Genomic DNA, 25,544 nt, shown 5'->3' on the forward strand with positions numbered 1-25,544 from the left:
AATTTCAAGGCCAACGGCAATGCCGCGGCCATCGCGGCCAGTTTGTGTTCAATCTCCGAACAGGGAGGCGAGGCCGTTGTTGATCATCTCCGTCCGTTCCGACGGGCCGTCGCCCGTCTGCGCGTGAAGCATCAACGGCGGCCGGATGGCGAGTTTGCCGCGCGCCCCGAACGTTGCCCTGACGATGATGCGGATCGCCGCGGCATCGGGACGGGGATGCACGGCCAGCATCTCGGCGTCGCCGAAACGGCCCGCGATCGCATCGAGAAGCGAACCGAGTTGCTCAGGCCGCGCGATGACGGCAAGCCCGCCGCGCGGCCTGACCACTGCTGCGGCACTGCGGATCCAGCCCTCTAACAGCCCGTCCTCCATGACATGCGCTTCCTTTCTCAAGCGCTCGGGCGTGGCGCGGTCCTGCGCGGCGTTGAAGGGCGGATTCATGATGACGAAATCGAAATCATTGTCGCCGAGGCCGGCCGCCGTCCTGGCGCGGCCCGAAAGCGCGACATTGGCGACGAGCACCGAAGCGCGGTCGACGAGGTGAGCGTTGCCGGGATGCGCGAGCGTGGCCGCGGCGAAAGCCGCCATTTCCGGCGCGCGTTCGACCAGCACGGCCCGGGCCGTCGGGCAGCGCGCCAGAACGGCAAGTGCCGCGGCACCGGCGCCGGCGCCGAAATCGGCGAGACGCCCGCCGAAGGAGGACGGCACGGCAGCCGCCAGCATCATGGCGTCCATGCCGGCGCGATGGCCGCCATGCTTGGGCTGCACCAGCCAGAACCGGCCGCGATGGAAGGCATCGACCGTGTGGGCTGGCGTGTCCGGGGCGAGGGCGGCTGGCGCGGCGGACATTATTTTTGGCGGATCTCGTTGGCGATGCCGGCATCCGTCAGGATGCGCCGCGCCGCGTCGGCCTTGTCGGCGTCGACCATGACGCGCCGCGGCAGGATGCCGAGCGAGCCGTCGAGCACGCTCATATTCTGGTCGGCCACGAAGCAGCCGATGCCGGCATCGCGCATCAGCGATTCGACGAAGGAGATGATGACCGCGTCGTTGGTGCGAATGAGCTCTATCATCGGACGAAACTCTCAGTTTGCCGCGTTCATGTAAACGCATGCGAGGCCCGAAACCAGAGAAGCCGCGCCAATTCGCCACTTGCCGTGGCCGCGTTCGCCGCCCTAGAGTCCGTAACGGAACTAAGGGTGCCGTCGCACGCGTTACATCAGACGGGAGAGTTTGTCGTGGGTGTCGTTCTCAACATCGAAAACGGAAAGCGGGAACCCGCCTCCATCAAGGATCTGATCGACCTGACGGCGGCCGACATGGGGCGCGTCAACGAATTGATCCTGTCGAAGGCCGGATCCGATGTCGAGATGATCCCGGAGGTCGCCAACCACTTGATCTCGTCGGGCGGCAAGCGGCTCAGGCCAATGCTGACGCTCGCCGCCGCACAGATGTTCGGCTATGCCGGCGAGGGCCACGTCAAGCTCGCCACATCGGTCGAGTTCATGCACACGGCGACGCTGCTCCACGACGACGTCGTCGACGAGAGCGGCATGCGACGCGGCAAGAAGACGGCCCGCATGATCTGGGGCAACCAGGCTAGCGTGCTGGTCGGCGACTTCCTGCTTGGCCAGGCATTCCGCATGATGGTCGATGTCGGTTCGCTGGAGGCGCTCGACATCCTGTCGAGCGCGGCCTCGATCATCGCCGAGGGCGAGGTCATGCAGCTTGCCGCCGCCAAGAACCTGGAGACCACCGAGGACGAGCATTTCGCCGTCATCAAGGCCAAGACCGCGGCCTTGTTCTCGGCTGCCGCCGAGGTCGGCCCCGTCATCGCCCAGGCGACGCGCAACGACCGCGCCGCCTTGCGCTCCTACGGCATGAATCTCGGGCTCGCCTTCCAGCTGATCGACGATGCGCTGGACTATGGCGGCACCAGCAAGGATCTGGGCAAGAATGTCGGCGACGATTTTCGCGAGGGCAAGGTGACGCTGCCGGTCATTCTCGCCTACCGGCGCGGCAGCAAGGCCGAGCGCACCTTCTGGAAGCGGGCCATCGAGGACAATGTCACCGATGACGCCGGCCTCGAAAAGGCGATCGGGCTGATGACCCACCACGGCGCGATCGCCGACACGATCGGGCGCGCCCGTCATTTCGGCGAGATCGCCCGCGACGCGCTGGCGCCGCTGGAGGCGACGCCGCAGAAATCGGCGCTGATCGACGTCATCGACTTCTGCATCAGCCGGGTGAACTGAGCCGCTGCCTTTCACGCAGCTCTCCTCTGGCTCGTGCTGGGGAGAAATCCGTGAATCCTTCTCCGCCGCCTCGACAAGCTGCCCGGCTGCAAATTATCTATAAAACATGGCAAAGGGCACGGACGACACCATCGCGGTGCGCATCGGCAAGGTTCTGGCGGATCGCATCATCTCGGGCGCGATCGAGCCGGGCGCCCGGTTGCGGCAGGACCATGTCGCCGAGGAGTTTAATACCAGCCATGTGCCCGTGCGCGAGGCCTTTCGCCGCCTCGAGGCGCAAGGCCTCGCCGTCAGCGAACCGCGCCGCGGCGTGCGCGTGGCGGCTTTCGACCTCGGCGAGGTCAAGGAGGTCGCCGAAATGCGGGCGGCGCTCGAAGTGCTGGCGCTGCGCCACGCGGCGCCGCATCTGACCTCCGCTATTCTCGATCGGGCCGAGGAGGCCAGCAAGGCCGGCGACAAATCCCGGGACGTCAGGTCGTGGGAAGAAGCCAACCGCGCCTTTCACCGGTTGATCCTGACGCCATGCGGCATGTCGCGTCTTCTCGCCACCATCGATGACCTGCACGCCGCAAGCGCCCGTTTCCTGTTCGCCGCATGGCGCTCGGAATGGGAGACCCGTACCGACCAGGACCACCGGGCGATATTGGCCGCCTTGCGGCAGGGCAACACCGAATCGGCCGCGGCGACATTGGGGCGGCACGTGCAATGGATTGGCCGCAAGCCGGTCAGGACAGCCTCCGGCACCACGCGAGAGGCCTTCGCGATCGTGGGCTAACCGCCTTGCGCAAGGCGTGCCTTGCCATCGTCCGAAAATTGTGGCTTCGATAATAGATCGAAGGCAAAAATTATCTATAATTTTGGATCGACCAAGGGAGCCCCTATGACCGACATCGCGTTCTCGTCCGCAAAACCGTCCTTCAGCCCGCTCCGGCTTCAGGAGCGATCGCTCGGCTGGCAGGCGGGCGCCGTCGTGCTCGGCACCCTGTTCCTGGCGCTGTCCTCCTACATCGAGGTGCCGATGGTGCCGGTTCCGGTGACGATGCAGACCTTTGCCGTGACGCTGGTCGGCGCGCTCTACGGCTGGCGGCTGGGCGCGATCACCATCGCCGCCTGGCTGGCCGAGGGTGCGGTCGGCTTCCCGGTTCTGGCCGGCGGGGCTGCCGGCGTACAACATTTCATTGGTCCGACGGGCGGCTACCTCTTCGCCTTCCCGGTTGTCGGCGTACTGGTCGGCTGGCTGGCGGAGCGCGGTTGGAACGGCGGCAGGGTCGTGCTTGCCTTTGCCGCCATGCTGCTCGGCAACCTGCTGTGCCTAGCCCTTGGCACGGCGTGGCTCGCCGTCATCATCGGCGCCGAGAAGGCTGTTGCCTTCGGCTTCCTGCCGTTTGTCCTCGGTGGCCTGCTCAAGTCGGCGCTTGGCGCCGCCACGCTGATGGCGCTCCCGCGCGGCAAGGCGAAATAGCGCCAGCCGTGACGATAAGGCTGCGCGCTCATCACCTCCTTTGCCTGCTCACCTATGTGGGCAAGGGATACAGCCCCGCATTCACGGCCAACTACGACGGTATCGCGCAGCGCCTTGGCCGGGGCGAGGACATACTGGTCGTGTCCGGCCCGGACGACATCTGCGCACCGTTGCTGGATGAACAGGAGCCACATTGCCTGCGGGACAGCGCCGCCGAGCGGGACCGGGTTGCCGCCCACGATGCCGGCGCCTTGCTCGGGCGACCAATCCGGGCCGGTGCGCGCCTCGATCCCGGTGCGGACATGCTAGCGCGGATGCGGCAGGCCTTCTCGGCCGGCCTCACGCGCGAGGCCTGCCGAGGCTGTGAATGGAGCGGCCTGTGCAGCGCGGTGGCGTCAGGCGGATATCAGGGCGCGCGCCTGCGGCCCTCCGGTCTTCCGGGCACTCCTGACGCCGATGCGCCGGTTTCGGGCTGAAAGCCGTTCTTTGCCGGCATGGTTTGTTAATCGGGTGACCCGATTGTGAATTCGAGGCGGATTGAAGCGTGACCCCAAAAAGGCCATGCTTTTCTCCGAAAGATCGAATCTACGTCGATCCCGCTGACGCGGAGATGGCGCCTGGCTGAAAGGGATACGATGCAGCAGGGACGTGCGCGCTGGCTGACAAGGCTGGCACTTGTGACGGGCATGGCGATTTCGGCGCTGCCGGCCTATGCCAAGCAGACCACCGAGCCGGTGAAGATCACATCTTTCTCGGGAGCCTATCTCGCTGCCCGGATCGCCGAGGGTGACAACGACCTGGATAATGCCATTGCCTACTACAAGCAGGCCCTGGCCTTCGATCCAAGCGATACGGGCCTGCAGCAGAGCCTGATGCTGTCGCTGATCGCGCAAGGCCGCTTCGACGAATCCCTTGTCTATGCCGACAAGCTCAAGGAAGTTCCCGACGTCGAACGGTTCTCGCGCCTGGCGCTGGCGGTCGATTCCTTCCACAAGAAGGATTTTTCCAAGGCGCAGTATTGGTTGAAGCTGTCGCTGGAATCCGATCTCGACCGGCTGATCTCCGGCGTCATGTCCGGCTGGGGCCAAGAGGGCGCCGGCGACCCCAGCGAGGCGATGGCATTCATCGACAAGCTGCAAGGGCCGGACTGGTTCGGCCTGTTCAAATCCTTCCACCGCGCGCTGATCGCCGACGCGTCCAACATGCCTGAGAAGGCCGACGCGATCTATGCCGCGACCATGCAGGACACCGCTGCCGGCAGTGCGGCTCCCGAAACCTGGATGCGCAATGCGCAGGCCTATGCCTCGTTCCTGGCACGCAAGGGCGACACGGCCAAGGCGATATCGGTGCTTGACCAGGCCGAGGCGTTTTCGCCGGGCAAGCTCGAAATCGTCGCCTTGCGCGACAGGATCAGCAAGGGTGACAAGATCCCGCCTTTCGTTGCCGGTCCCTCCGACGGAGCCTCCGAGATACTGCTTGATCTGGCGACCGCGCTCAATCGCGGCGGCGGTGAGCCTTTCGTCAGGCTCTATCTGCAATATGCGCTGGCGCTGAAGCCCGACAGCGATGCCGCCCTGGTGCAGCTTGCCGCCGTTTCCGAACAGCTGAAGGACGGCGAGGGGGCCATCGCGCTCTACCGACGGATACCGGATAGCTCGCCGCTGAAGGAGCTTTCGGACCTGCAGCTTGGCCTCAACCTTGCCGATCTCGATCGCCATGACGAGGCGATCACGCATTTGAAGGCCTTCGTCGATGCGCATCCCAACGACATGCGCGCCTATCTGGCGCTTGGTGGGGTTTATTCGTCGAAGGAGGATTTCCGTTCCGCCGCCAATCTCTACGACAAGGCCGTCGAGACGCTGAAGACGCCGACCGCCGCCAACTGGAATATCTTCTACCAGCGCGGCATCGCCTATGAGCGGCTGAAGGAATGGCCGAAGGCCGAGCCGAATTTCCGCAAGGCGCTGGAATTGCAGCCCGACCAGCCGCAGGTGCTGAACTATCTCGGCTATTCCTGGGTCGACATGAATATGAACCTGAAGGAAGGCCTGGCGATGATCCAGAAGGCCGTCGATCTCAGGCCGAGCGACGGTTACATCGTCGACTCGCTGGGCTGGGCCTATTTCCGCCTCGGCAGGTACGATGACGCGGTGCGCGAAATGGAACGCGCGGTGTCGCTGAAGCCGGAAGATCCGGTGCTGAACGACCATCTCGGCGACGCCTACTGGCGCGTCGGCCGCAAACTCGAAGCCACCTTCCAGTGGAACCAGGCGCGCGACCTGAAGCCGGATCCCGACGTGCTTGCCGCCTTGCAGCAGAAGCTGATGAAGGGCCTGCCGCCGATCGAGTCCAACACGGCGCAGGAAACCCCCAAGGTCAAGCCGGCGCCGGCCGCGCCGAAGGGCTAAGATGAAATGATGTTGCTCGCGAACGGGGCCCTTGTCGGGCCCCGTTTACGTTGGCAGCCGTGTCAGAACAGCTTGCGGTAGACGACGAAGCCCGAGCACTCGCCGATCCTGTCGTAGAGCTTCATGGCGGTGTGATTGGTCTCGTGCGTCAGCCAATAGACCCGGCCCGAACCGGCCGCCTGCGCCCGCTCGTAGACGCCCTCGATGAGAGCCCGGCCGATGCCCTTGCCGCGCAAGGTCTCGTCGGTGAAAAGATCCTGCAGATAGCAGTTCGGCGCGACCGCCGTGGTGCTGCGGTGGAAGAGGTAGTGCACGAGGCCGACGAGCCGTCCTTCACTTTCGGCAACCAGCGCATGCACCGGCTCATAGGCGTCGAAGAAGCGCGACCATGTCATGGCGGTGATCTCGCTTGCCAGCGCCGTCTCGCCCGAGCGCCCGTAAAACGCGTTATAGCCGTCCCACAGCGGCAGCCATTGCGCGAAATCCTGGCGCGTGACCGGGCGGACGGTGATGGAGTTGGGCATGGCTGACCTGTTGTCTGGCGAGGCGGAGTTGTGAGCGTTCACCAGAAGGCACGCGCTCATGGCCGGCAATGGGCCAGCCGCTCGCAAAGCTTTCGACATGCCTCGCGCCGCCCGCGCCTTGCTGTCGGTAGCTAATCAAGTTGTCCGGTTTGGTAGCACATGATCTGTCCGCTTCTGTTTTGGCGTCGAAGCGGTTCACGCGGCTTGCCTGATGGGGCAAGTGTCTTCGATTGCGGCGCCGTCAGAGCTGTAGCGAGCAATGCGGCGCGGCCCGTGAAAGATCGCGAGGGTTCCATCCGGGTAGTGCCTGACCTTGACGGTGGCTTTGACGAAGTGATGCCGGATCGGGCTCTGCGGCAGCTGCAATCGCAGCCGCGCGAAGGCGACCGTGTTGTCGCGGGCAACGACGCGCTCCTCCTCGATGCACAGGATCTGGGCCAGTTGTTGCGGGTCTGCGGCGACAAAGGCGCTGTCCTCGACCGCGGCCGGCCTGGCGAAGCGGGCATTGTGAGCTGGTAGGTAGGTCTGTGCGATGAACCGGTTGGCGGCCTCGATGTCGGCAATTCCGGCCAGCGCCAGCTCTCTCGGTAGCCGATCCTGCAAGGTGGAGAACATCCGCTCCGAGCGGCCTCGCGCTTCAGGGGAATAGGCTGGAATATGTTCGATACCCAGCCGCTCGAGCGCCCGGCCGACCTGGGTCAGCCGGCTTTTGTCGACCGCCTCGCCGGCCTTCAGCGTCACGAAATAGTGGCTGCCGCGATCGCTGTAGAGGCTCGATGGCAATCCCTTGGCGACGAATGTCTCCAGAAGGCCCTGAAAGCTCGACGCCGTGCCTTCCTCCTCGATCAGGAAGGCCGAATAGATCGTGCTCGTCGCATCGTCCATCGTCACGATCAGGTCCAGCATCGGCTCACCCGCCAGCCATCGATGACGGCTGCCATCCTGATGCAGCATCATCCCCTCGCAAGGCTTCCTCTCCCGCTTGCGCCGGTGAGCACCGCGCCGCTTGGCCCGTTCCACAAGGCCCGCCGCGTGGAGCTGCGTCTTGATGAAGGTGTAGACCCAGCTGAAATGGTGATCGCGCAGCAGGTGCTCGTGGAAATGCTTCACATTCCAGCCGAGGTAGCGATGACGGTAAAGCTCCAGCATCTCCTCAATCGCTTCCGCCGGCACCCGACGCGTCGAAAGCTTGCCCAAGCGCCGATCCAGCAACCCTGCTTCCCCAGCTTCTTCGTACCGGTCGCGGTAGCGTCGGAATTGCCGCTCCGACATGCCAAGCAACTCCCCTGCCTCCATCATCGAAAGATCGCCACCATTCCAGCGGCTCAATACGTCCCGAAACTTTTGCATTCTCCGTTCCTGTAGCCATGCCGTCCGCTTCATCCCCAGCCTCCATCCGCTGGCGATAAAACCGGACAACTCACGTGCTACCTAATCCGGACAACTCATGTGCTTACGACACGACGCCCGCGCCTTGCTTGACGCTTCGCCGCCGTGTCTCTAGGACGGGGCCGCAAGTCAGCCCTTGCAGCCGAGGCCACCGTGACGATTGAAATCCCCGCCCATATGCATCCCAGCCGCTCCTTTCAGGGGCTGATCCTGACTCTGCACAATTACTGGGCGGACTATGGCTGCGTGATCCTCCAGCCCTACGACATGGAAGTGGGCGCTGGCACCTTCCATCCGGCGACGACGCTGCGGGCGCTTGGACCGAGGCGCTGGAACGCCGCCTACGTCCAGCCTTCGCGCCGCCCCAAGGACGGCCGCTACGGCGAGAATCCGAACCGGCTGCAGCACTACTACCAGTATCAGGTGATCCTGAAGCCCAATCCGCCCAACCTGCAGGAGCTCTATCTCGGCTCGTTGGCGGCGATCGGCGTCGACTCGCTGCTGCATGACATCCGCTTCGTCGAGGACGATTGGGAAAGCCCGACGTTGGGCGCCTGGGGCCTTGGTTGGGAATGCTGGTGCGACGGCATGGAGGTGTCGCAGTTCACCTACTTCCAGCAGGTCTGCGGCATCGAATGCGCGCCAGTTGCCGGCGAGCTCACTTATGGTCTGGAACGGCTGGCCATGTATGTGCAGGGCGTCGACAATGTCTACGACCTCAATTTCAACGGCCGCGACGGCGCCGACAAGGTCACCTACGGCGATGTCTTCCTGCAGGCCGAGCAGGAATATTCGCGTCACAATTTCGAGTACGCCGACACGACGATGCTGCTGCGCCACTTCGATGATGCCGAGGCCGAATGCAAGGCGCTGCTCGATGCCGGCGCGCCCGCATCGAACGACAATCTGCCTATGCACCGGATGGTCTTTCCCGCCTACGACCAGTGCATCAAGGCCAGCCACGTCTTCAACCTGCTCGACGCCCGCGGCGTGATCTCCGTCACCGAGCGGCAGAGCTACATCCTGCGCGTGCGCAATCTGGCGAAAGCCTGTGGCGAGGCGTTCTTGAAGACGCAGGCCGGCGGATTGGCGGCCTGAGCTTCAGGCACCCTCCCTCATCAAATCGGGGGAAGCGTCGATCGGCGATAGAATCTGGCCGCTCGGGCCGGCCATTATACGCAATGCTTGGCGCACGCCCGGCATCGAGAAGGCGCCATGGGCCTGAGCGGTGAAGCAGGCGCTGAGCGCCAGGATTTGCAAAAGTCTGGATGCCGTTTTCATGGTCGTTCAGCCAATAGCTCTCTGCCTGAGCGTGGGTCGCTTCAGCGCTGCGTTCGGTTCATGGAAATCTTTGATCCAAGGACGAGTGGGATCATCCCGTCCCGACAGGACGCCCAAAATTTCTGGAAAGGGTGACAGCGGCCAGCCGAGTTGCTATGGCCTCTTTACCTCCCCCTGGATGGGGGAGGTCGCCCGAAGCGGCGGGTGGGGGTGACAGCGCGACTTCTCATGCCGAAACTCGATCGGTTCAAACTGCGGTCGGCGCAACGGCTTCGTGCGGCGATGACCGACGAAGAACGCATCTTGTGGCGGCACCTATGGCGCATCCCGGTGGAAGGCACGCATTTTCGCAAGCAGGCGTCGGTCGGTATTTACTTCCCTGATTTCATCTCGCACCGCCTGAAGCTGATCATCGAGGTGGACGGCGCTCACCACAGTTTCGATCGTCAGCAACGACACGATGAAGTTCGGACAAAATGGTTCGAAAGTCAGGGCTATCGTGTCATCCGTTTCTGGAACTACGAAATCAAAAACGAACTGGATTCCGTGCTCGATACGATCTATGCGGCGGTGGAAGAACGAAATCAGACCTTCGCCCGTCAGACGCCGAAGGCGCTTGAGATTGAGACGCCGCCACCCCACCCCGGCGCTGACGCGCCGACCCTCCCCATCGAGGGGAGGGTGAGGAGCTATCCATGCCTGACCTGCTTCTAGAACTTCGCTCCGAGGAAATCCCGGCCCAGCCGCGCGCCCGCAGCGCCGGAGGCGCGAGGACGCGCGAACAGGAAAATGGCATGCGGGCGGAGACACTCTGATGCCGGATCTTTTGCTCGAACTTCGCTCCGAGGAAATCCCGGCCCAGCCGCGCGCCCGCAGCGCCGGAGGCGCGAGGACGCGCGAACAGGAAAATGGCATGCGGGCGGAGACACTCTGATGCCGGATCTTTTGCTCGAACTTCGCTCCGAGGAAATCCCGGCCCAGCCGCGCGCCCGCAGCGCCGGAGGCGCGAGGACGCGCGAACAGGAAAATGGCATGCGGGCGGAGACACTCTGATGCCGGATCTTTTGCTCGAACTTCGCTCCGAGGAAATCCCGGCCCGCATGCAGCGCAAGGCGGCGGGCGATCTGAGGAAGATGCTGACCGACGGCCTGGTCGAGGCAGGGCTGACCTACGAGGCGGCGCGCGAGTACTGGACACCGCGGCGACTGGCGCTCGACATCAGGGCCCTGACCGCGCGCTCGAAGGACATCAGCGAGGAGATCAAGGGGCCGTCGACGACGGCGCCGGAACAGGCGGTCCAGGGCTTCCTGCGCAAGGCCGGGCTTTCCTCGGTCGCCGAGGCACACGTCCATTCCGACCCGAAGAAAGGCGATTTCTACGTCGCCCATATCTCGAAGCCGGGCAGGGCGGCGGAAGAGATCATCGCCGGACTGGTGCCTGACATCATCCGCAATTTCCCGTGGCCGAAATCGATGCGTTGGGGGCCGGCCTCGGCCAAGCCCGGCTCGCTGCGCTGGGTGCGGCCGCTGCAATCGATCCTGTGCACCTTCGGTCCGGAAACCGAGGAGCCGGTCGTGGTCGATTTCGAGATCGACGGCATCCGTTCGGGCAATGTCACTTACGGCCACCGCTTTCACGCGCCCGGCGAAATCACCGTGCGCCGCTTCGACGACTATGTAAGCAAGCTGGAAGCGGCCAAGGTCGTGCTCGACGCAGACCGGCGCAAGGAGATCATCCTTGCCGATGCCCGCAACCTCGCTTTCGCCAACGGGCTTGATCTGGTCGAGGACGAGGGGCTTCTGGAAGAGGTGTCCGGGCTGGTGGAATGGCCTGTCGTGCTGATGGGCGCGTTCGAAGACGCTTTCCTGGCCATTCCGGCCGAGGTGATCCGCCTGACCATCCGCGCCAACCAGAAGTGCTTTGTGACATCGCGCCCAATCTCCCCCTCGAGGGGGAGATGTCGGCGAAGCCGACAGAGGGGGTCGGCACGACGGGACGCGACTCCCTTTCGCACACAGAGGACGCCGGCGCTCAACGTGAGACGACCCCCTCTGCCCTGCCGGGCATCTCCCCTCAAGGGGGAGATCAGCCAACTTTCCAACCGTTTCATCCTCACCGCCAATATCGAGGCTAGTGACGGCGGCAAGGAGATCGCCCACGGCAACGGCAAGGTGGTGCGCGCGCGCCTCTCCGACGCGCTCTATTTCTGGACGACCGACCAGGGCGATCTGCCTGATCTCGCCGAGCTCGAGGCGTCGGCGAGAAAGTTCGGGCTTGATCTGAAGAAGCCTCTCGACCAGCGCATCGCGCGCCTCGACCACCTCAATGTGACCTTCCATGCCAAGCTTGGCACGCAGGGCGCGCGCGTGGTGCGGATCAGGCGATTGGCGGAGGAACTGGCGCCGCTCGTCGGCGCCGATCCCGCGCTCGCCGCTCGCGCCGCGGTTCTCGCCAAGGCCGATCTGACCACCGAAGTCGTCGGAGAGTTCCCGGAATTGCAGGGCGCCATGGGCCGCAAATACGCGCTGCTTCAGGGTGAGCATCCGTCCGTGGCGGCAGCCATCGAAGAGCACTACAAACCGCAGGGGCCGTCCGATTACGTGCCGAGCGATCCGGTGTCGATCGCCGTCGCGCTCGCCGACAAGCTGGATACGCTTGTCGGCTTCTGGGCCATCGATGAAAAGCCGACAGGCTCGAAGGATCCTTACGCGCTGCGTCGCGCTGCGCTCGGCGTCGTGAGGATTTTGATCGAGAACCGCATTCGACTGGGGCTGACGATGATCTTCGGCAGCGCTTCCACGAACTACACGGTTGGCAACATAGATCAGGTCCGAGACCTTCTCGCCTTCTTCCACGACCGCCTGAAAGTCTACCTCCGCGATCAGGGCGCCCGCCACGACCTCATCGACGCGGTCATCACGCCGCAGTCCGACGACCTCTTGCAGATCGTGCGCCGTGTCGAGGCGCTGGGCTCCTTCCTCGACACCGAGGACGGCAAGAACCTGCTTGCCGGCACCAAGCGCGCGGCCAACATTTTGGCTGCCGAGGAGAAGAAGAAAACCGCGATCGCCGAAACCGTTGAGCCGGCGCTGTTCCGCGACGATGCCGAGAAATCGTTGTTCGCGGCGGTGAATCAGGCCGAGAAGCAAGCCGGCGAAGCGATTAAAAACGAAGACTTTTCCGCCGCCATGCTGGCGCTTAGCGTTTTGCGCGAACCGGTTGATTCATTCTTTGAACGCGTTCTCGTGAATGACGAGGATCAAGCCGTGCGCGCCAATCGATTGGCGCTGCTCGCCCGCATCCGCGCCGCCACCGATCAGGTCGCGGATTTCTCCAAGATCGCGGGCTAGAGGACTTCAGGCGGCGACGCTCGTCCACGGCGGCAAAAGCGGCCTGTCCGGCAATGGTGCCGGACGCCGGATCGACGTCAAGACAGCCGCTACTTGAGCTTGCCGACCCCAGGGACGGGCTGCTGCGCTGCCGCCGCCGGCGCGGCTGCCGGTGATGTCGCCGGGGTCTTCTGCCCATTCGCCGCCGGTGCCGCCGAAGCGGTGGCGGTTGCAGGGGCAGTGGCCGGCGCCTTGGCCTGCGTGGGCGTCGAGAAGGCGCTGCCGACGATACCGCCGCGAATGATCATCGGGTTTTGCAGGAAGCCGTGCCGCGCCTCAGGCGCGTTCGGGATCGCCGCCACCTTTTCATAGGTGACGTCAGGGTCGCCGAGTGCGGTGACCGACCGCGTATCGCCTGCCTGGGCAGCGTCGGCTGCCTTCAGCGTGACAATGGACGGCGTTGCGGACGGCGCTCCGGGAAAGACCAGTGACGAGGCCTGGGCCCCGCCGGCCATCGCCGCCAGAGTTACACCCAGCGTTCCCCAAATACGCACAGACACGATGAAAGCTCCCCATTACCCGGAAGCCGCACGATAGCGGGTCGGAATTGATGCCGGCTTTCGCGGAACCGTAGCATTTTAGGGATTGTTAAATCGCCAAGGGCCGGGCTTGCCCCTTGAACGCCATCGTACTACGCAGCCGGCATTCGTGAGGTGACCAGAGTGGCTGAAATTCTTGCCGTCGGCGAGGCGATGGAACGGGCATTGGCGCTGCTTGAAAGCGGCGAGGTGGTCGCCATTCCGACCGAGACCGTCTATGGGCTCGCCGGCGACGCCACCAACGGCATCGGCGTGGCGCGCATCTTCGAGGCCAAGGGGCGGCCGCGCTTCAACCCTCTGATCGCCCATATCGCCGATATGGAGATGGCCGAGCGCATCGCTGTGTTCGATCCGCTGTCGAGGAAATTGGCGCTTGCGTTCTGGCCAGGTCCTTTGACGCTGGTGCTGCCGCAGCGGCCCGGCAACGGCACCCATCCTTTGGTCACCGCCGGGCTCGACACGATCGCCTTGCGCATGCCGAGGGGCTTTGGCGGCGACCTGATTGCAAGGCTCGGCCGGCCGCTTGCGGCCCCCAGCGCCAATTCCTCCGGCAGGATCAGCGCGACGACGGCGCAAGCCGTGGCGGCTGATCTCGGCGCACGCATAAAGCTGGTCGTCGATGGCGGGGCGACGCCGGTCGGGCTGGAATCGACCATCGTCAAGGCCGAAGAGGGAAAATTGCGTCTGCTGAGGCCCGGCGGCATTGCCGCCCAGGAAATCGAGGCGGTCGTCGGCATGGAGTTGTTGCGCGGCGCCGACGCCGGTGTCGAGGCGCCGGGCATGCTTGCCTCGCACTATGCGCCTGACGCCGCGGTGCGGCTCAACGCCGGGACCGTCGGCGAAGGCGAGGCGCTGCTGGCCTTCGGCAAACGTCGCGCCGAAGGCTGGCAAAAGGCGGCCGCCTGCCTCAATCTGTCCGAGGCTGGCGACCTGCGCGAAGCGGCAAGCAATCTTTTCGCCTACATGCAGGAACTCGATCGCAGCGGCGCGCGGATCATCGCCGTCGAACCCGTTCCCTTCGACGGGCTCGGCGAAGCGATCAACGATCGGCTTTCGCGGGCCGCCGCGCCGCGTGACAATAGCTTGCCGCCAACATAGTTTCGCGCACATGACCGACATCGCCGAGATTCTCGACACCGCTCTCATCGACCGCTTCGCGGCGATCGTTGGCGAGAAATACGCATTGCGCGACCAGCGCGATATAGCACCCTACATCACCGAACGGCGCGGGCTGTGGCATGGCGCGACATCGCTTGTGCTGCGGCCAGGCAGCGTCGAGGAGGTCAGCCGGATCATGCGGCTGGCGACCGAGACGGGGACGCCAATCGTGCCGCAGAGCGGCAATACCGGGCTGGTCGGCGCCCAGGTGCCGGACAGGTCCGGCCGTGAGATCGTGCTGTCCCTGTCGCGGCTGAACCGCATCCGCGAGATCGATTCCTTGTCCAACACCGTGACGGCGGAGGCCGGCGTCATCTTGCAGACGTTGCAGGAAGCGGCCGATGCCGCCGACCGGCTGTTTCCACTGTCGCTGGCCGCGCAGGGCTCCTGCCAGATCGGCGGTAACCTTTCCTCCAATGCAGGCGGCACCGGCGTGCTGGCCTATGGCAATGCGCGCGAGCTTTGCCTGGGCGTCGAGGTGGTGCTGCCGACGGGCGAGGTGTTCGACGATCTGCGCAAGCTGAAGAAGGACAATACCGGCTACGACCTCAAGAACCTGTTCGTCGGCGCCGAAGGCACGCTCGGCATCATCACCGCCGCCGTGCTGAAACTGTTCCCGAAGCCGAAAGGTCGCGAGGTTGCGTTCGTCGGCCTGCCGTCGGCCGAGGCGGCGCTGTCGCTGTTCAGCCTGGCGACGGACCGCGCCGGCGCCGCGCTCACCGCCTTCGAGCTGATCGGCAAGCGGCCCTACGATTTTACGCTGGCGCATGCCCAGGGCGTGGTGCGGCCGCTGGCGCAGGATTGGCCGTGGTATGTGCTGATGCAGATCTCGTCCGGCCGTTCACCGGAGGATGCCAGGGCCCTGATCGAGGACGTGCTCGGGGCCGGGCTGGAACAGGAAATCGTCGGCGATGCGGTGATCGCGGCCAGCCTCGCCCAGGGCGATGCCTTCTGGAATTTCCGCGAGGTGTTGCCCGACGCACAGAAGCCCGAGGGCGCCTCGATCAAGCATGACATTTCGGTGCCGGTGGCATCGATCCCACGTTTCATCGAAGAGGCCGCCGGCGCGGTGGCTTCGGTCAGCCCCGGAGCGCGCGTGGTCTGCTTCGGCCATATGGGCGACGGCAATCTCCACTATAACATCTCGCGGCCAGTCGACGGCGACGACCAGGCGTTCCTCGATCTCTACCACCCCATGAACAAGGCCGTGCACGACGTCGTGCGCTCCTTCCACGGCTCGATCTCGGCCGAGCACGGCATCGGCCAGTTGAAGCGGGACGAACTGATCGCCACCGCCCCGCCGATGGCGATCGACCTGATGCGCAGGGTCAAGCAGGCCTTCGACCCGGCCGGCATCATGAATCCTGGTAAGGTTATCTGATCCTTTCGGATTCAAGCGCTCGGTCGCATTCCGATAACCATCCCCGTGATCAGCAAAATTTAACCGACTTTCTTAAGCGCGGCGGTAAGGAGGCCGCGCTACTGTTTCCCCATAACGAGGCCGGGAAAACTGGCCCGGAGAGAACCGGACACCGGCTCTCAGGAGAAACAGGAAGGCATTCAATGAACACTGGACTGAAGCCAGTCTGGGCGGGACGCAACATGCGCCTCGACCCATTCCGCCTGCCGCAGGTGGTAAGCTACGCCACGCGCGACGACTATGGCGACGTGACCTTCACCATCGACCACCGTGGCGCCGTGATCCGCCGCCTGCTCGAGATGAGCGGCGTACCGGCGATCATAGCTCTGCCGGCCAATGCGTTCCGGGGTGTTGCCGCCCGCGCGATGGAGGACCCGGAAGGTAACGTCACGGTGACTTTGGAACTCCTGCACAATGATCCGATGCTTTCGGTGCCGCTGCTGGTGGCAGACGATCTCGACGATGTCGCCGCCGACTGGCGCGCCTGGGCCGACGCCTATCGCCTGCCGATGCTGTTGATCGAATCGGACGGCATCGCCCGCACGCTGGAGGAATCGCTCGGCGCCGCCATCAAGACGCTGCCGCCGCAGGACCGCCGCAAGGGCCGCGTTTCGACCATGCGCCGCCCGCGCTTCCTCGCCCGCCGCAGGGCGGGTGACCTCGGTCTCAGGCTGGTGATCGGCGGCGAGGAGATCATTGCGCGCGAATAGGCTGAAATTCTGTCTGGAAGGCTGGCGCCGGCTGGCGCCACCTTCTCTCCGTAAACGGGGAGAAGGGAAAGAAAACTACACCAGTGGCTTCAGCGCCACCCACAGCGAGCCGCCGATGAGGCCGAGGAAGATCAGCCAGCCGACCTGGTTGTTCGACCTGAACAGCCGCAGGCATTGATCCGGATTGTCGATATCCAGCACCAGGATCTGCCGCGCCATGTGGGCGCCGGCGGCGATAAGTCCGGCCAGAGCCACGACAGGGGCCTGCGCTGACGCGAAGGCGATGGCGAAGCAGACAAGCGCGCCGCCGTAAAGCCCGGCCAGCCACGACTTGGTGTTGTCGCCGAACAGGCGCGCGGTCGAGCGTACGCCCACGATGGCGTCGTCTTCCTTGTCCTGGTGCGCATAGATCGTGTCGTAGCCGATCACCCACAGGATCGAGCCGAGATAGAGCATGATGGCCGGCCCGTCGAGGTCGCCGAACTCAACCGCCCATCCCATCAGCGCGCCCCAGGAAAAGGCAAGGCCGAGAACCAGTTGCGGCCAGTTGGTGATCCGCTTCATGAATGGATAGATGGCGACGATGGCCAGCGAGCAGACGCCGAGCAGGACGGCGAAGCTGTTGAACTGCAAGAGCACGGCAAGTCCGACCAGTGCCTGCAGGATGACAAACAGCCACGCCCCACGCCGCGTGACCTTGCCCGACGGAAGCGGCCGCGAGCGCGTGCGCTCGACCTGATTGTCGATGTCTTCGTCAGCCAAGTCGTTGTAGGTGCAACCGGCGCCGCGCATGGCGATGGCGCCGGCCAGGAACAGCACGAGATACAAGGGCGCCGGCAGCAGCGAAGGCAGCGGATCGCCCGGGCGCGGATAGGCGCTGGCCGCGAGAGCCGCGGACCACCAGCACGGCCACAGAAGTAACTGCCAGCCGATCGGCCTGTCCCATCGGGCAAGCTGCGCATAGGGCCATATCGGCCGCGGCAGCACGCGGTACACCCAATGGCCGTTCGGCGCGTCGGCGACGCGGCCCTGGGCTGCTTTCGACTGAACCGTTTCCATGAACGATGGAGTGGCAGCAGCCGCGCAAACCGTCAAGCGGCGAGCAGGGCAGTGGCATTCGTCAGCGCTTCAGGAGGCGAAGATGTCGCGGGTAGAGAACCAGCTCTTTGCCACGTCGATGAAGGCCAGCAGGGCATTGGGCGTGCGCTGATGCGTGTCATGGGTGAGGATGATGCGCTGCATGGGCAGCGGATCGGAAAGCGGCTTGCAGACGAGAGGCAAGCCGTCATAGCTGCGGTCGCCATTCGGCCTCGTGTAACTGACGGCGACGCCGAAGCCGTTGGCCACCATGCTGCGCTGGAGTTCGAACGAGCTTGTCTGCCTGTCGGCGACCGGCGACAGGCCACGGCTGCGGAACAGGTCCAGCATGTGCTGCCAGCTATGCGGCTGGTCCGTCGTGATCAGCGGATAGGCGGCCAGATCGGCCAGGCTGACATCGGGACGATCCGCCAGCGCGTGTCCAGCCGGCAAAAGCGCGTGCGGCCTGAGCTCATGCAGCAGGATGCGGGCGAAATGCGAAGGCAGCCCAAGATCATAGGTGAGCCCGAGGTCGACGGCGGCATCGCCGAGGCGCCGCCCGAGCGTCTCGAAGGTCTCGTCGCGCACGATCACTGCAACCTCAGGATGGCGTTCCGAGAAGGCGCGGATCAGGGCCGGCGCGAAATAAGGCGCCAGATCTTCGAAGCATCCGAGCACCAGTTCGCCCCCGAGCGCCGACTTGCGCGAGCCGAGACCGATGAGCTCGTCCGTCTCGGCAAGGACCTGTTTCGCCTTGGCCACCACGGCGCGGCCGAAGGATGTCAGCGAAACGCCGCTTCCGCGCTGGCGCACGAAGAGTTTCTGGCCGAAATCCTGTTCGACCGCGTCGATGGCCACCGAAATGGACGGCTGTGAAACGTTCAACGCCCTAGCCGCGCGGGTAACGCTGCCATGGCGAGCGACGGCAACCAGATAGCGCAATTGCGTGAGGGTAGGGCCCATAGAGTATAACTATATGACGGATCAGAAGTTATTATTTTACTAAATGAAAGAGAGTTGCGATAGTGGCATCGATCCCTGAAAGGAGAATGCCATGGCTTCCCAGACCGCACCTCGCGCGATCGACACAGGCTTGATCGATGCGCGGACAATAGCGGATTACCAGCGCGACGGCGCTGTCTGCATCCGCGGCGCGTTCAAGGACTGGGTCGAAACGATCGCCGCCGGCATCGAGCGCAACATGCAAAACCGCAGCGCCACCGCCTCGGACATCGCCAACGGCCGCGGCAGCTTCTTCGACGACTACTGCAACTGGGAACGCATTCCCGAATTCGTCAAGCTGGTCCGCGAATCGCCGGCGGCCGAACTGGCGGCCGCGGTGATGCGGTCGCGCACGGCGCAGTTCTTCCACGATCATGTCCTTGTCAAGGAACCGGGCACCCAGAAGCCGACGCCCTGGCATCAGGATATCCCTTACTACTTCGTCGACGGCCGGCAGACGGTGAGCTTCTGGATCCCTATCGACCCTGTAAAGGAGGCAACGCTGCGGCTGATTGCCGGCTCGCACAAATGGGACAAGATGATCCTGCCGGTGCGTTGGCTCGACGACAGCAATTTCTATGCCGACGAGGGCGACTACCTGCCGGTGCCGGATCCAGACACGGACCCCTCGCTGGAGGTGCTTGAATGGGAAATGGAGCCGGGCGATGCTATCCTGTTCGATTTCAGGACAGCGCATGGCGCACGCGGCAACCTCACTGCGGCGCGGCGGCGGGCGCTATCGCTGCGCTGGGTCGGCGACGATGCCCATTATGTCGAACGGCCGGGGCGCACCTCGCCGCCCTATCATGGCCATGGCATGCAGCCGGGGCAGAAGCTGCGCGAGGACTGGTTCCCGATCGTCTTCCAGAGCTGAGGCGCTTGCCCGAAATCGGCGGCGGAGGACGCCGCCGATTTTCTGGCAGGGGTAACGTTCCCGTGCGCAATTTCGACCAAATCGCCCGGATGCCTTGACCCGTCGTCCAGAGAGCAATAGCGGGTTCTTTGGAAGATTACAGGCATCAAGAGGTGGCCATGAACGTTCTTCTTCTCGGCTCCGGCGGCCGCGAACATGCGCTCGCCTGGAAGATCGCCGCGTCGCCGTTGCTGACCAAGCTCTATGCTGCGCCCGGCAATCCTGGCATGGGCCGCGAGGCGGAGCTGGTCAAGCTCGACATCGCCGATCATTCCGCTGTCGCCGCCTTCTGCAAGGACAAGCAGATCGGCCTCGTCGTGGTCGGGCCGGAAGGGCCGCTGGTGGCCGGCATATCAGACGATCTGCGTGGCTGGGGCATCCGCGTCTTTGGCCCGTCGCGTGCGGCGGCGCGGCTCGAAGGATCGAAGGGCTTCACCAAGGATCTCTGCGCCAGATATGACATCCCCACCGCCACCTATGGCCGTTTCTCAGACCCGGCATCGGCCAAGGCCTATGTCGAGAAGATGGGCACGCCGATTGTCATCAAGGCCGATGGCCTTGCCGCGGGCAAGGGCGTCACGGTCGCAATGACGATGGATGAGGCGCTGGCCGCGCTCGACGCCTGTTTCGACGGCTCTTTCGGCACGGCCGGCGCGGAAGTCGTGGTCGAGGAGTTTCTGACCGGCGAGGAGGCCAGCTTCTTCTGCCTGTGCGACGGCACTACAGCACTGCCCTTCGGCACCGCGCAGGATCACAAGCGCGTCGGCGACGGTGATGTCGGCCCCAACACCGGCGGCATGGGCGCCTATTCGCCGGCCCCGGTGATGACGCCGCAGATGGTAGAGCGCACCATGCGCGAGATCATCGAACCGACCATGCGCGGCATGGCTGCAACAGGTGCATCCTTCGCCGGCATTCTCTTCGCCGGGCTGATGATAACGGACGAAGGGCCGAAGCTGATCGAATACAACACCCGCTTCGGCGACCCCGAATGCCAGGTGCTGATGATGCGGCTGAAGGACGACCTGCTGGTGCTGCTCAATGCCGCCGTCGATGGCCAGCTCGCGCACATGTCGGCGCGCTGGAGCGACGAGGCGGCACTGACCGTCGTCATGGCCGCGAGGGGCTATCCCGGCACGCCCGAAAAAGGCTCGGTCATTCGCGGGCTCGATGAGGCTGCCAGCGAAGGCGCCCAGATTTTCCATGCCGGCACCGCCATCAATGGCGGTGCGCTGGTCGCCAATGGCGGTCGCGTCTTGAACGTCACCGCGGTCGGCGCGACTGTCGGCGAGGCGCAGGAGAAGGCCTATGCCGCGCTCGACCGTGTCGACTGGCCGCAGGGCTTCTGCCGCCGCGACATTGGCTGGCAGGCCGTGGCGCGCGAAGCGGCAGGAGCAAGCTGACCGCAAGCATCCGGTCGCACAAATTCAGCGTTTGCCGCGGTCGGGTTCGGTAGAAGCGGTGCTCACCGGGTCCGCCGCCGCAGCGAAGGCGGCGTCGAGTTGCGCTGGGGTACGCTGCCCGGTGCGCTTCCAGGCGACATATTGGACGATGCCGAAGATCGGCCGCCGCGGCACCGTCTTCACGACAGGCATGCGGAACCCGTCGCGGAATTTCGACCAGCGCGAACCAAGCACCGCGACCATTTCCCCGAAACTCGGCGGCGTCGCCACATCGGCGTAGATGAGGGTAGTCTTGCCGGCCAAAGCGGCTTCGCGCGAGAGCGGCACCGGTACGCTGGCGAGATAATCCGCAGGCACGTCGATCAGCCCGCCGAACGGCCATTGCTGGCGCAGCGTGGCGGCATCTGTCGGCGCGATGTTGACGTCGATGTCGTCCGGCGTCCCGGCTACCCTGTAGGGGCAACGGAAGCGGCCGCAATTGGCCTGGGCCGAAAACTGCCAGAGCGCATAGCCTTGCCAGTTGCCGATGGGAAAATGCACGTCGATGTCAGGCTTGTAGCGCGCGTACCAGAGCGGCAGCCGCGACAGCAGCCGGTATTTGTAGCTGTTGTCGGCGATATACTGGGCGGTCTTGCCATTGGTGTAGAGTACCGGGAAGCGGCCGATGCGCCGATGCACCTGGCGCACGAACGCCTCGGCGTCGTCGAGCGACATCCATTGCGCGGGATCGATGCCTTCGATGTCGAGGGCCATGAGGTCGTCCCGCGCGGGATCGGCGAAATCAAGGAAATTATTGGCCTGCTCGACTGGATTGCCGGGGCGGGCGAGGTGATAGGCGCCCCATTTCAGGCCGAGTGCCTTGGCGACCACCTTGCGCGTCTGGAACAGTTCGCGCGTCACCGCATGGCGTTTCCACAGTGCCTTGCAGAGTTTGACCTCGGTATCGTCTCCGGAGCAGGAATAGGGCGGCGACATGCCGTCGGAGGCTTTGTTGATGAAGCCGACGACGCGCTTGTCCGTGGCAAGCTGCGCCCAGTCGATGGAATTGTATTCGTAGGCATCGACGACAAGCGCCCGGTCGGCACTTTTCCACGGCTCGGAGAAATCCGAGGCCCTTGCCGCCGGTGTCAGCGCCATCATCGCCGCGAGAGCGATCGCTGGGCGGCGAAGAAGATGCGCCGTTCTCTTCAAACAGGAATCCCCGTTGATCAAAGGCAAATCCTGGACCGCTATGGTTAAGGATTTACTTCGGAAAGGGCCCGGACCGAAGTGGCCTTCAGGGAACAGCCGCCAAGTGCGAGATTATCGAAGATTCCGCGACAGGCCGTTTGTAACGGTTGACGGTGCGCGCAACGTTCCATTTGCTTTCGGTGGATTCACAATCGTTTCCGCCAAGGCGATCCGATCCCCGATGGAAAGACGGACGGCGGCAGCCTCGTCAATGGAGGGCAGCGCTGTTTTGGTAAGGGCAAATAGCAGTCTGTTCGCTTGGCATCATGTCATCGATGGTTCAGCGCTCACCGCCGGATGAACGGCCGGAATTCAAACGGATCCGGCGCGGGCTGTTGCGGCAGCGTGCCTTCGGCCGCGCGTTTGCGATGATGGGCGAGCGAGCATTTCGGCGAGCACAATATACCGCGATCCGACCAATAGGCGGCGCCGTTTTCCAATTCACCGTGATAGTATGAGAACCCCGCCGCCCGGTAGGGCAGGCCGCACTCGATACAACGGTAGGCGCCAGGTCTGGCAAGCATGAGTTGGTTTCCAGTCGGCTGGTTCTGGTCTGTTGCCGGTCGATTTTGACCCGGCGTCCATCGCATTTAATACGAGCCGGCGCGATTACAAAATCAGCGTGACAAAATTTGACGTTTACGTAAAAAGAAGATGGGCGATCGCCCAAAGGCGAATACGGTGTGTGGCAAGCAGGTCCCACTCAGGTCCTAGGATCAGCCTGGCCGATGCATCAGGAGGAGCGAGCGGCATGTATCTGGCACCGGTCGAGGACATCGCGTTCACCCTCAAGCATGTGGCCGGCCTGAAGCCTGCCCTCGATGACGGCACGTTCGGCGATCTCGGCGAGGATCTCGTCGACGCCGTTCTTAGCGAGGCCGGCCGCTTCGCCACCGAAGAGGTCGCGCCGCTCTACAAGATCGGCGACGAGCACGGCGCGGTGCTGAAGGACGCGGCAGTGACCATGCCGCCGGGCTGGAAGGAACTTTATCGCCGCTGGATCGACGGCGGCTGGAACGCGCTCTCCGGCCCGGAAGGATATGGCGGGCAGGCGCTTCCGACCATGCTCGGCGTCGCCGCGCTCGAAATGTGGAATTCCGCCGCCATGGCCTTCGGCATTGGCCCGACGCTGACCATGGGTGCGGTCGAGGCGCTCGACAAGCACGCTTCGGAAGAGCTCAAGGCCAAGTATCTCGCAAAGCTCGTCTCCGGCGAGTGGATGGGCACGATGAACCTGACTGAGCCGCAGGCCGGCTCGGACCTCGCTGCCTTGCGCACGCGCGCCGAACCGGCCCGCGACGGCACCTACCGCATCTTCGGCCAGAAGATATTCATCACCTATGGCGAGCATGATCTCACCGACAATATCGTCCATCTGGTACTGGCGCGGCTGCCTGACGCGCCTGCGGGCACGCGCGGCATCTCGCTCTTCCTGGTGCCGAAATTCCTGGTCGGCGCGGACGGCTCGCCTGGCGCACGCAACGACGTCTTCTGTTCGGGCCTCGAGCACAAGCTCGGCATCCATGCCTCGCCGACCTGCACCATGATCTATGGCGACGGTTTTCAGGGCGCCAAGCCCGGCGCCATCGGATGGCTGATCGGCGAGGAGAACAAGGGGCTGGCCTGCATGTTCACCATGATGAACAATGCCCGCCTCGCCGTCGGGATGCAGGGCGTGGCGGTCGCGGAAGCCGCGACCCAGAAGGCGATCGCCTATGCCAATGAGCGCCGCCAGGGCAAGGTGGCGGATTACGCCGGCGCCGGCATGGCGCCGATCGTCCATCACCCCGACGTGCAGCGCAATCTCCTGACCATGAAGGCGCTGACGCAGATCGCGCGGGCGATCAGCTATTCCTGTGCCCATGCCATCGACCTGGCGCGCGTATCGTCTGGTGACCAGGCGGCGCATTGGCGCGACCGGGCCAACCTGTTGACGCCGCTTGCCAAGGCTTTTTCGACCGATATCGGCGTCGAGGTCGCCTCGCTTGGCGTCCAGGTCCATGGCGGCATGGGTTTCATCGAGGAGACGGGGGCTGCGGCACTCTATCGCGACGCCCGCATCGCGCCGATCTACGAGGGCACCAACGGCATCCAGGCGATCGATCTGGTGACCCGAAAACTGCCGCTCGGCGGCGGCGAGCATGTGCACGGCTTCATCGCCGAGCTTGCCGCTGTCGCCAGCGCCGTGCGGACATCGAATCTCGAAGGGTTTGGCCATACGGCCGATGCTCTCGACCGCGGGCTCGACGATCTGACGCAAGCGACACGTTTCCTGCAAAAACTGTCGGCCGATGGCCGGACTGGCGAGGCGCTTGCCGGCGCGACACCCTATCTCCGGCTGGTCTCGCTTGCAGCCGGCGGCGCCTACTTGGCGCGGGGCGCCGTTGCCGATCACGGCCGCGTCGCCCTTTGCCGCTTTTTCGCCGAAAACCTGCTCGGCGAGACAAGTGCCTTGAAGGAGCGCGTTGTCGACGGCGCCGCAAGCCTCGCCGCTGCCGGCAAGACATTGATTTCCGCCTGACGTTCACAAGGAAAGAACCGTGACAGACCATATCCTCGTCGAGCGCCAGGGCGCCATCCAGATCATCCGCATAAACCGCCCGGACAAGAAGAACGCGCTGACGCGCGCCATGTACGCCAAGATGTCGCAAACCTTGGCCGAAGGGGATGCGGATCCGGCAATTCGCGTCCATGTCTTTCTCGGCGTGCCCGGTGCCTTCTCCTCCGGCAACGACCTCGCCGATTTCATGGTCGTCGCCACTGGCGGCGAAGGCGGCACGGAAGTCTGGGATTTCCTGATGGCGCTGGCCAGGGTCGAAAAACCCATCGTCTCCGGTGTCGACGGCATCGCGGTCGGCATCGGCACCACGCTCAATTTGCACTGCGACCTGACCTTCGCCACGCCGCGCACCGTGTTCAGGACACCCTTCGTCGACCTCGGCCTTGTGCCCGAAGCGGGATCGAGCCTGCTGGCGCCGCGCATCCTGGGCCAGCAGGGCGCGTTCGCGCTGCTCGGCCTTGGCGAAGGCTTCTCGGCCGAACGCGCCAAGGCCGCTGGTCTGATCTACGAAGTTGTCGAGGAAGGAGCGCTGGAGGCGTCGGTTCTGGCGGCCGCCGGCCAGATCGCGGCCAAGCCGCCGCAGGCGCTCAGGATCGCGCGCGACCTGATGCGCGGCTCTCGCGAGGACCTCGTCGCCCGCATCAACGTGGAAAGCGAGCATTTTCGCGAGCGGCTGAAATCGGACGAAGCCCGCGCTGCACTGACGGCATTCATGACCAGAAAAAATAGTTCGGCCCCCGCCTCCCCTAGATGGGGAGGTCGGCCCGCAGGGTCGGGTGGGGGTGGAGCGCCGACCTATCCGCGTGCCTCGGTCGCCACTGGCC

The 25,544-nt window shown here is 64.5% G+C and carries 23 protein-coding genes and 1 pseudogene; 15 read left to right on the plus strand and 9 right to left on the minus strand.

Annotated elements, in window-relative coordinates; all coding sequences use genetic code 11:
* Positions 1-48: 48 nt before the first annotated feature.
* Both ACIU1A_RS05755 and ACIU1A_RS05760 read right to left on the minus strand, forming a co-directional pair.
* Complete coding sequence (locus tag ACIU1A_RS05755; protein ID WP_140497984.1) at positions 49-849, minus strand: methyltransferase; 801 nt, start codon at positions 847-849, stop codon at positions 49-51.
* A complete protein-coding gene (locus ACIU1A_RS05760) occupies positions 849-1,073 on the minus strand; it encodes a DUF2007 domain-containing protein (RefSeq protein ID WP_135901951.1) in 225 nt (74 codons plus the stop codon). The genes ACIU1A_RS05755 and ACIU1A_RS05760 overlap by 1 nt, the downstream gene beginning before the upstream one ends.
* Positions 1,074-1,238: 165 nt before the next feature.
* On the opposite strand from ACIU1A_RS05760, the gene ACIU1A_RS05765 reads away from it, so the two are divergent.
* The 5 genes from ACIU1A_RS05765 to ACIU1A_RS05785 all read left to right on the plus strand — a co-directional run bounded on the left by ACIU1A_RS05765 (position 1,239) and on the right by ACIU1A_RS05785 (position 6,125).
* Positions 1,239-2,255 carry a polyprenyl synthetase family protein gene (locus ACIU1A_RS05765; RefSeq protein ID WP_140514769.1) on the plus strand — a complete coding sequence of 339 codons (1,017 nt, stop codon included), beginning with the start codon at positions 1,239-1,241 and terminating at the stop codon, positions 2,253-2,255.
* Positions 2,256-2,361: 106 nt separating this feature from the next.
* Complete coding sequence (locus ACIU1A_RS05770; RefSeq protein WP_140497988.1) at positions 2,362-3,030, plus strand: GntR family transcriptional regulator; 669 nt, start codon at positions 2,362-2,364, stop codon at positions 3,028-3,030.
* 105 nt (positions 3,031-3,135) lie between these two features.
* A complete protein-coding gene (locus tag ACIU1A_RS05775; RefSeq protein ID WP_140675015.1) occupies positions 3,136-3,717 on the plus strand; it encodes a biotin transporter BioY in 582 nt (193 codons plus the stop codon).
* A gap of 8 nt (positions 3,718-3,725) precedes the next feature.
* Positions 3,726-4,193: a DUF1284 domain-containing protein gene (locus tag ACIU1A_RS05780; RefSeq protein WP_140675012.1), complete on the plus strand. Its 468-nt coding sequence runs from the start codon at positions 3,726-3,728 to the stop codon at positions 4,191-4,193.
* A gap of 159 nt (positions 4,194-4,352) precedes the next feature.
* On the plus strand, positions 4,353-6,125 hold the full coding sequence (locus tag ACIU1A_RS05785; RefSeq protein WP_404926834.1) for a tetratricopeptide repeat protein: 1,773 nt from the start codon (positions 4,353-4,355) through the stop codon (positions 6,123-6,125).
* Between the two features lie 62 nt (positions 6,126-6,187).
* On the opposite strand, the gene ACIU1A_RS05790 is transcribed toward ACIU1A_RS05785, so the two are convergent.
* Positions 6,188-6,649 (minus strand): GNAT family N-acetyltransferase, encoded by a 462-nt coding sequence (locus ACIU1A_RS05790; protein ID WP_404926835.1) that lies wholly within the window; start codon positions 6,647-6,649, stop codon positions 6,188-6,190.
* Between the two features lie 195 nt (positions 6,650-6,844).
* A complete protein-coding gene (locus ACIU1A_RS05795) occupies positions 6,845-7,999 on the minus strand; it encodes an ISNCY family transposase (RefSeq protein WP_404926836.1) in 1,155 nt (384 codons plus the stop codon).
* 216 nt (positions 8,000-8,215) lie between these two features.
* On the opposite strand from ACIU1A_RS05795, the gene ACIU1A_RS05800 reads away from it, so the two are divergent.
* The 3 genes from ACIU1A_RS05800 to glyS all read left to right on the plus strand — a co-directional run bounded on the left by ACIU1A_RS05800 (position 8,216) and on the right by glyS (position 12,669).
* Positions 8,216-9,136 (plus strand): glycine--tRNA ligase subunit alpha, encoded by a 921-nt coding sequence (locus ACIU1A_RS05800; protein WP_404927858.1) that lies wholly within the window; start codon positions 8,216-8,218, stop codon positions 9,134-9,136.
* A gap of 411 nt (positions 9,137-9,547) precedes the next feature.
* On the plus strand, positions 9,548-10,033 hold the full coding sequence (locus ACIU1A_RS05805) for an endonuclease domain-containing protein (protein WP_140675004.1): 486 nt from the start codon (positions 9,548-9,550) through the stop codon (positions 10,031-10,033).
* Between the two features lie 338 nt (positions 10,034-10,371).
* On the plus strand, positions 10,372-12,669 hold the full coding sequence (glyS, locus tag ACIU1A_RS05810) for a glycine--tRNA ligase subunit beta (protein ID WP_404926837.1): 2,298 nt from the start codon (positions 10,372-10,374) through the stop codon (positions 12,667-12,669).
* 89 nt (positions 12,670-12,758) lie between these two features.
* Here the strand turns inward: glyS and ACIU1A_RS05815 are convergent, their stop codons facing one another.
* Positions 12,759-13,208 (minus strand): hypothetical protein, encoded by a 450-nt coding sequence (locus ACIU1A_RS05815; RefSeq protein WP_404926838.1) that lies wholly within the window; start codon positions 13,206-13,208, stop codon positions 12,759-12,761.
* 162 nt (positions 13,209-13,370) lie between these two features.
* Between ACIU1A_RS05815 and ACIU1A_RS05820 the strand changes: the two genes are divergently transcribed.
* The 3 genes from ACIU1A_RS05820 to ACIU1A_RS05830 all read left to right on the plus strand — a co-directional run bounded on the left by ACIU1A_RS05820 (position 13,371) and on the right by ACIU1A_RS05830 (position 16,535).
* Positions 13,371-14,345: an L-threonylcarbamoyladenylate synthase gene (locus ACIU1A_RS05820; protein ID WP_404926839.1), complete on the plus strand. Its 975-nt coding sequence runs from the start codon at positions 13,371-13,373 to the stop codon at positions 14,343-14,345.
* A 10-nt stretch (positions 14,346-14,355) separates the two neighbouring features.
* Positions 14,356-15,786: an FAD-binding oxidoreductase gene (locus ACIU1A_RS05825; RefSeq protein ID WP_404926840.1), complete on the plus strand. Its 1,431-nt coding sequence runs from the start codon at positions 14,356-14,358 to the stop codon at positions 15,784-15,786.
* A gap of 182 nt (positions 15,787-15,968) precedes the next feature.
* Positions 15,969-16,535, plus strand: a complete 567-nt coding sequence (locus ACIU1A_RS05830; RefSeq protein WP_140498020.1) for a DUF6101 family protein — start codon at positions 15,969-15,971, stop codon at positions 16,533-16,535.
* Between the two features lie 75 nt (positions 16,536-16,610).
* Here the strand turns inward: ACIU1A_RS05830 and ubiA are convergent, their stop codons facing one another.
* Positions 16,611-17,594 (minus strand): 4-hydroxybenzoate octaprenyltransferase, encoded by a 984-nt coding sequence (gene ubiA, locus ACIU1A_RS05835; protein ID WP_404926841.1) that lies wholly within the window; start codon positions 17,592-17,594, stop codon positions 16,611-16,613.
* 69 nt (positions 17,595-17,663) lie between these two features.
* Complete coding sequence (locus ACIU1A_RS05840; RefSeq protein WP_404926842.1) at positions 17,664-18,575, minus strand: LysR family transcriptional regulator; 912 nt, start codon at positions 18,573-18,575, stop codon at positions 17,664-17,666.
* Positions 18,576-18,666: 91 nt separating this feature from the next.
* On the opposite strand from ACIU1A_RS05840, the gene ACIU1A_RS05845 reads away from it, so the two are divergent.
* Together ACIU1A_RS05845 and purD are read left to right on the plus strand one after the other, a co-directional pair.
* On the plus strand, positions 18,667-19,488 hold the full coding sequence (locus tag ACIU1A_RS05845; protein ID WP_404926843.1) for a phytanoyl-CoA dioxygenase family protein: 822 nt from the start codon (positions 18,667-18,669) through the stop codon (positions 19,486-19,488).
* A 158-nt stretch (positions 19,489-19,646) separates the two neighbouring features.
* A complete protein-coding gene (gene purD / locus ACIU1A_RS05850; protein ID WP_404926844.1) occupies positions 19,647-20,930 on the plus strand; it encodes a phosphoribosylamine--glycine ligase in 1,284 nt (427 codons plus the stop codon).
* 24 nt (positions 20,931-20,954) lie between these two features.
* On the opposite strand, the gene ACIU1A_RS05855 is transcribed toward purD, so the two are convergent.
* A complete protein-coding gene (locus tag ACIU1A_RS05855) occupies positions 20,955-22,070 on the minus strand; it encodes a glycoside hydrolase family 25 protein (RefSeq protein ID WP_404927859.1) in 1,116 nt (371 codons plus the stop codon).
* A 377-nt stretch (positions 22,071-22,447) separates the two neighbouring features.
* On the minus strand, positions 22,448-22,684 hold the full coding sequence (locus ACIU1A_RS05860; protein WP_404926845.1) for a hypothetical protein: 237 nt from the start codon (positions 22,682-22,684) through the stop codon (positions 22,448-22,450).
* A 227-nt stretch (positions 22,685-22,911) separates the two neighbouring features.
* On the opposite strand from ACIU1A_RS05860, the gene ACIU1A_RS05865 reads away from it, so the two are divergent.
* Together ACIU1A_RS05865 and ACIU1A_RS05870 are read left to right on the plus strand one after the other, a co-directional pair.
* Positions 22,912-24,681 (plus strand): acyl-CoA dehydrogenase, encoded by a 1,770-nt coding sequence (locus ACIU1A_RS05865; RefSeq protein ID WP_404926846.1) that lies wholly within the window; start codon positions 22,912-22,914, stop codon positions 24,679-24,681.
* Positions 24,682-24,700: 19 nt separating this feature from the next.
* Positions 24,701-25,450 (plus strand): annotated as a pseudogene (locus tag ACIU1A_RS05870) (crotonase/enoyl-CoA hydratase family protein); the annotation flags it as partial.
* Between the last annotated feature and the right edge of the window lie 94 nt (positions 25,451-25,544).

This window comes from Mesorhizobium maamorense (assembly GCF_044998965.1).
Lineage (GTDB): Bacteria > Pseudomonadota > Alphaproteobacteria > Rhizobiales > Rhizobiaceae > Mesorhizobium.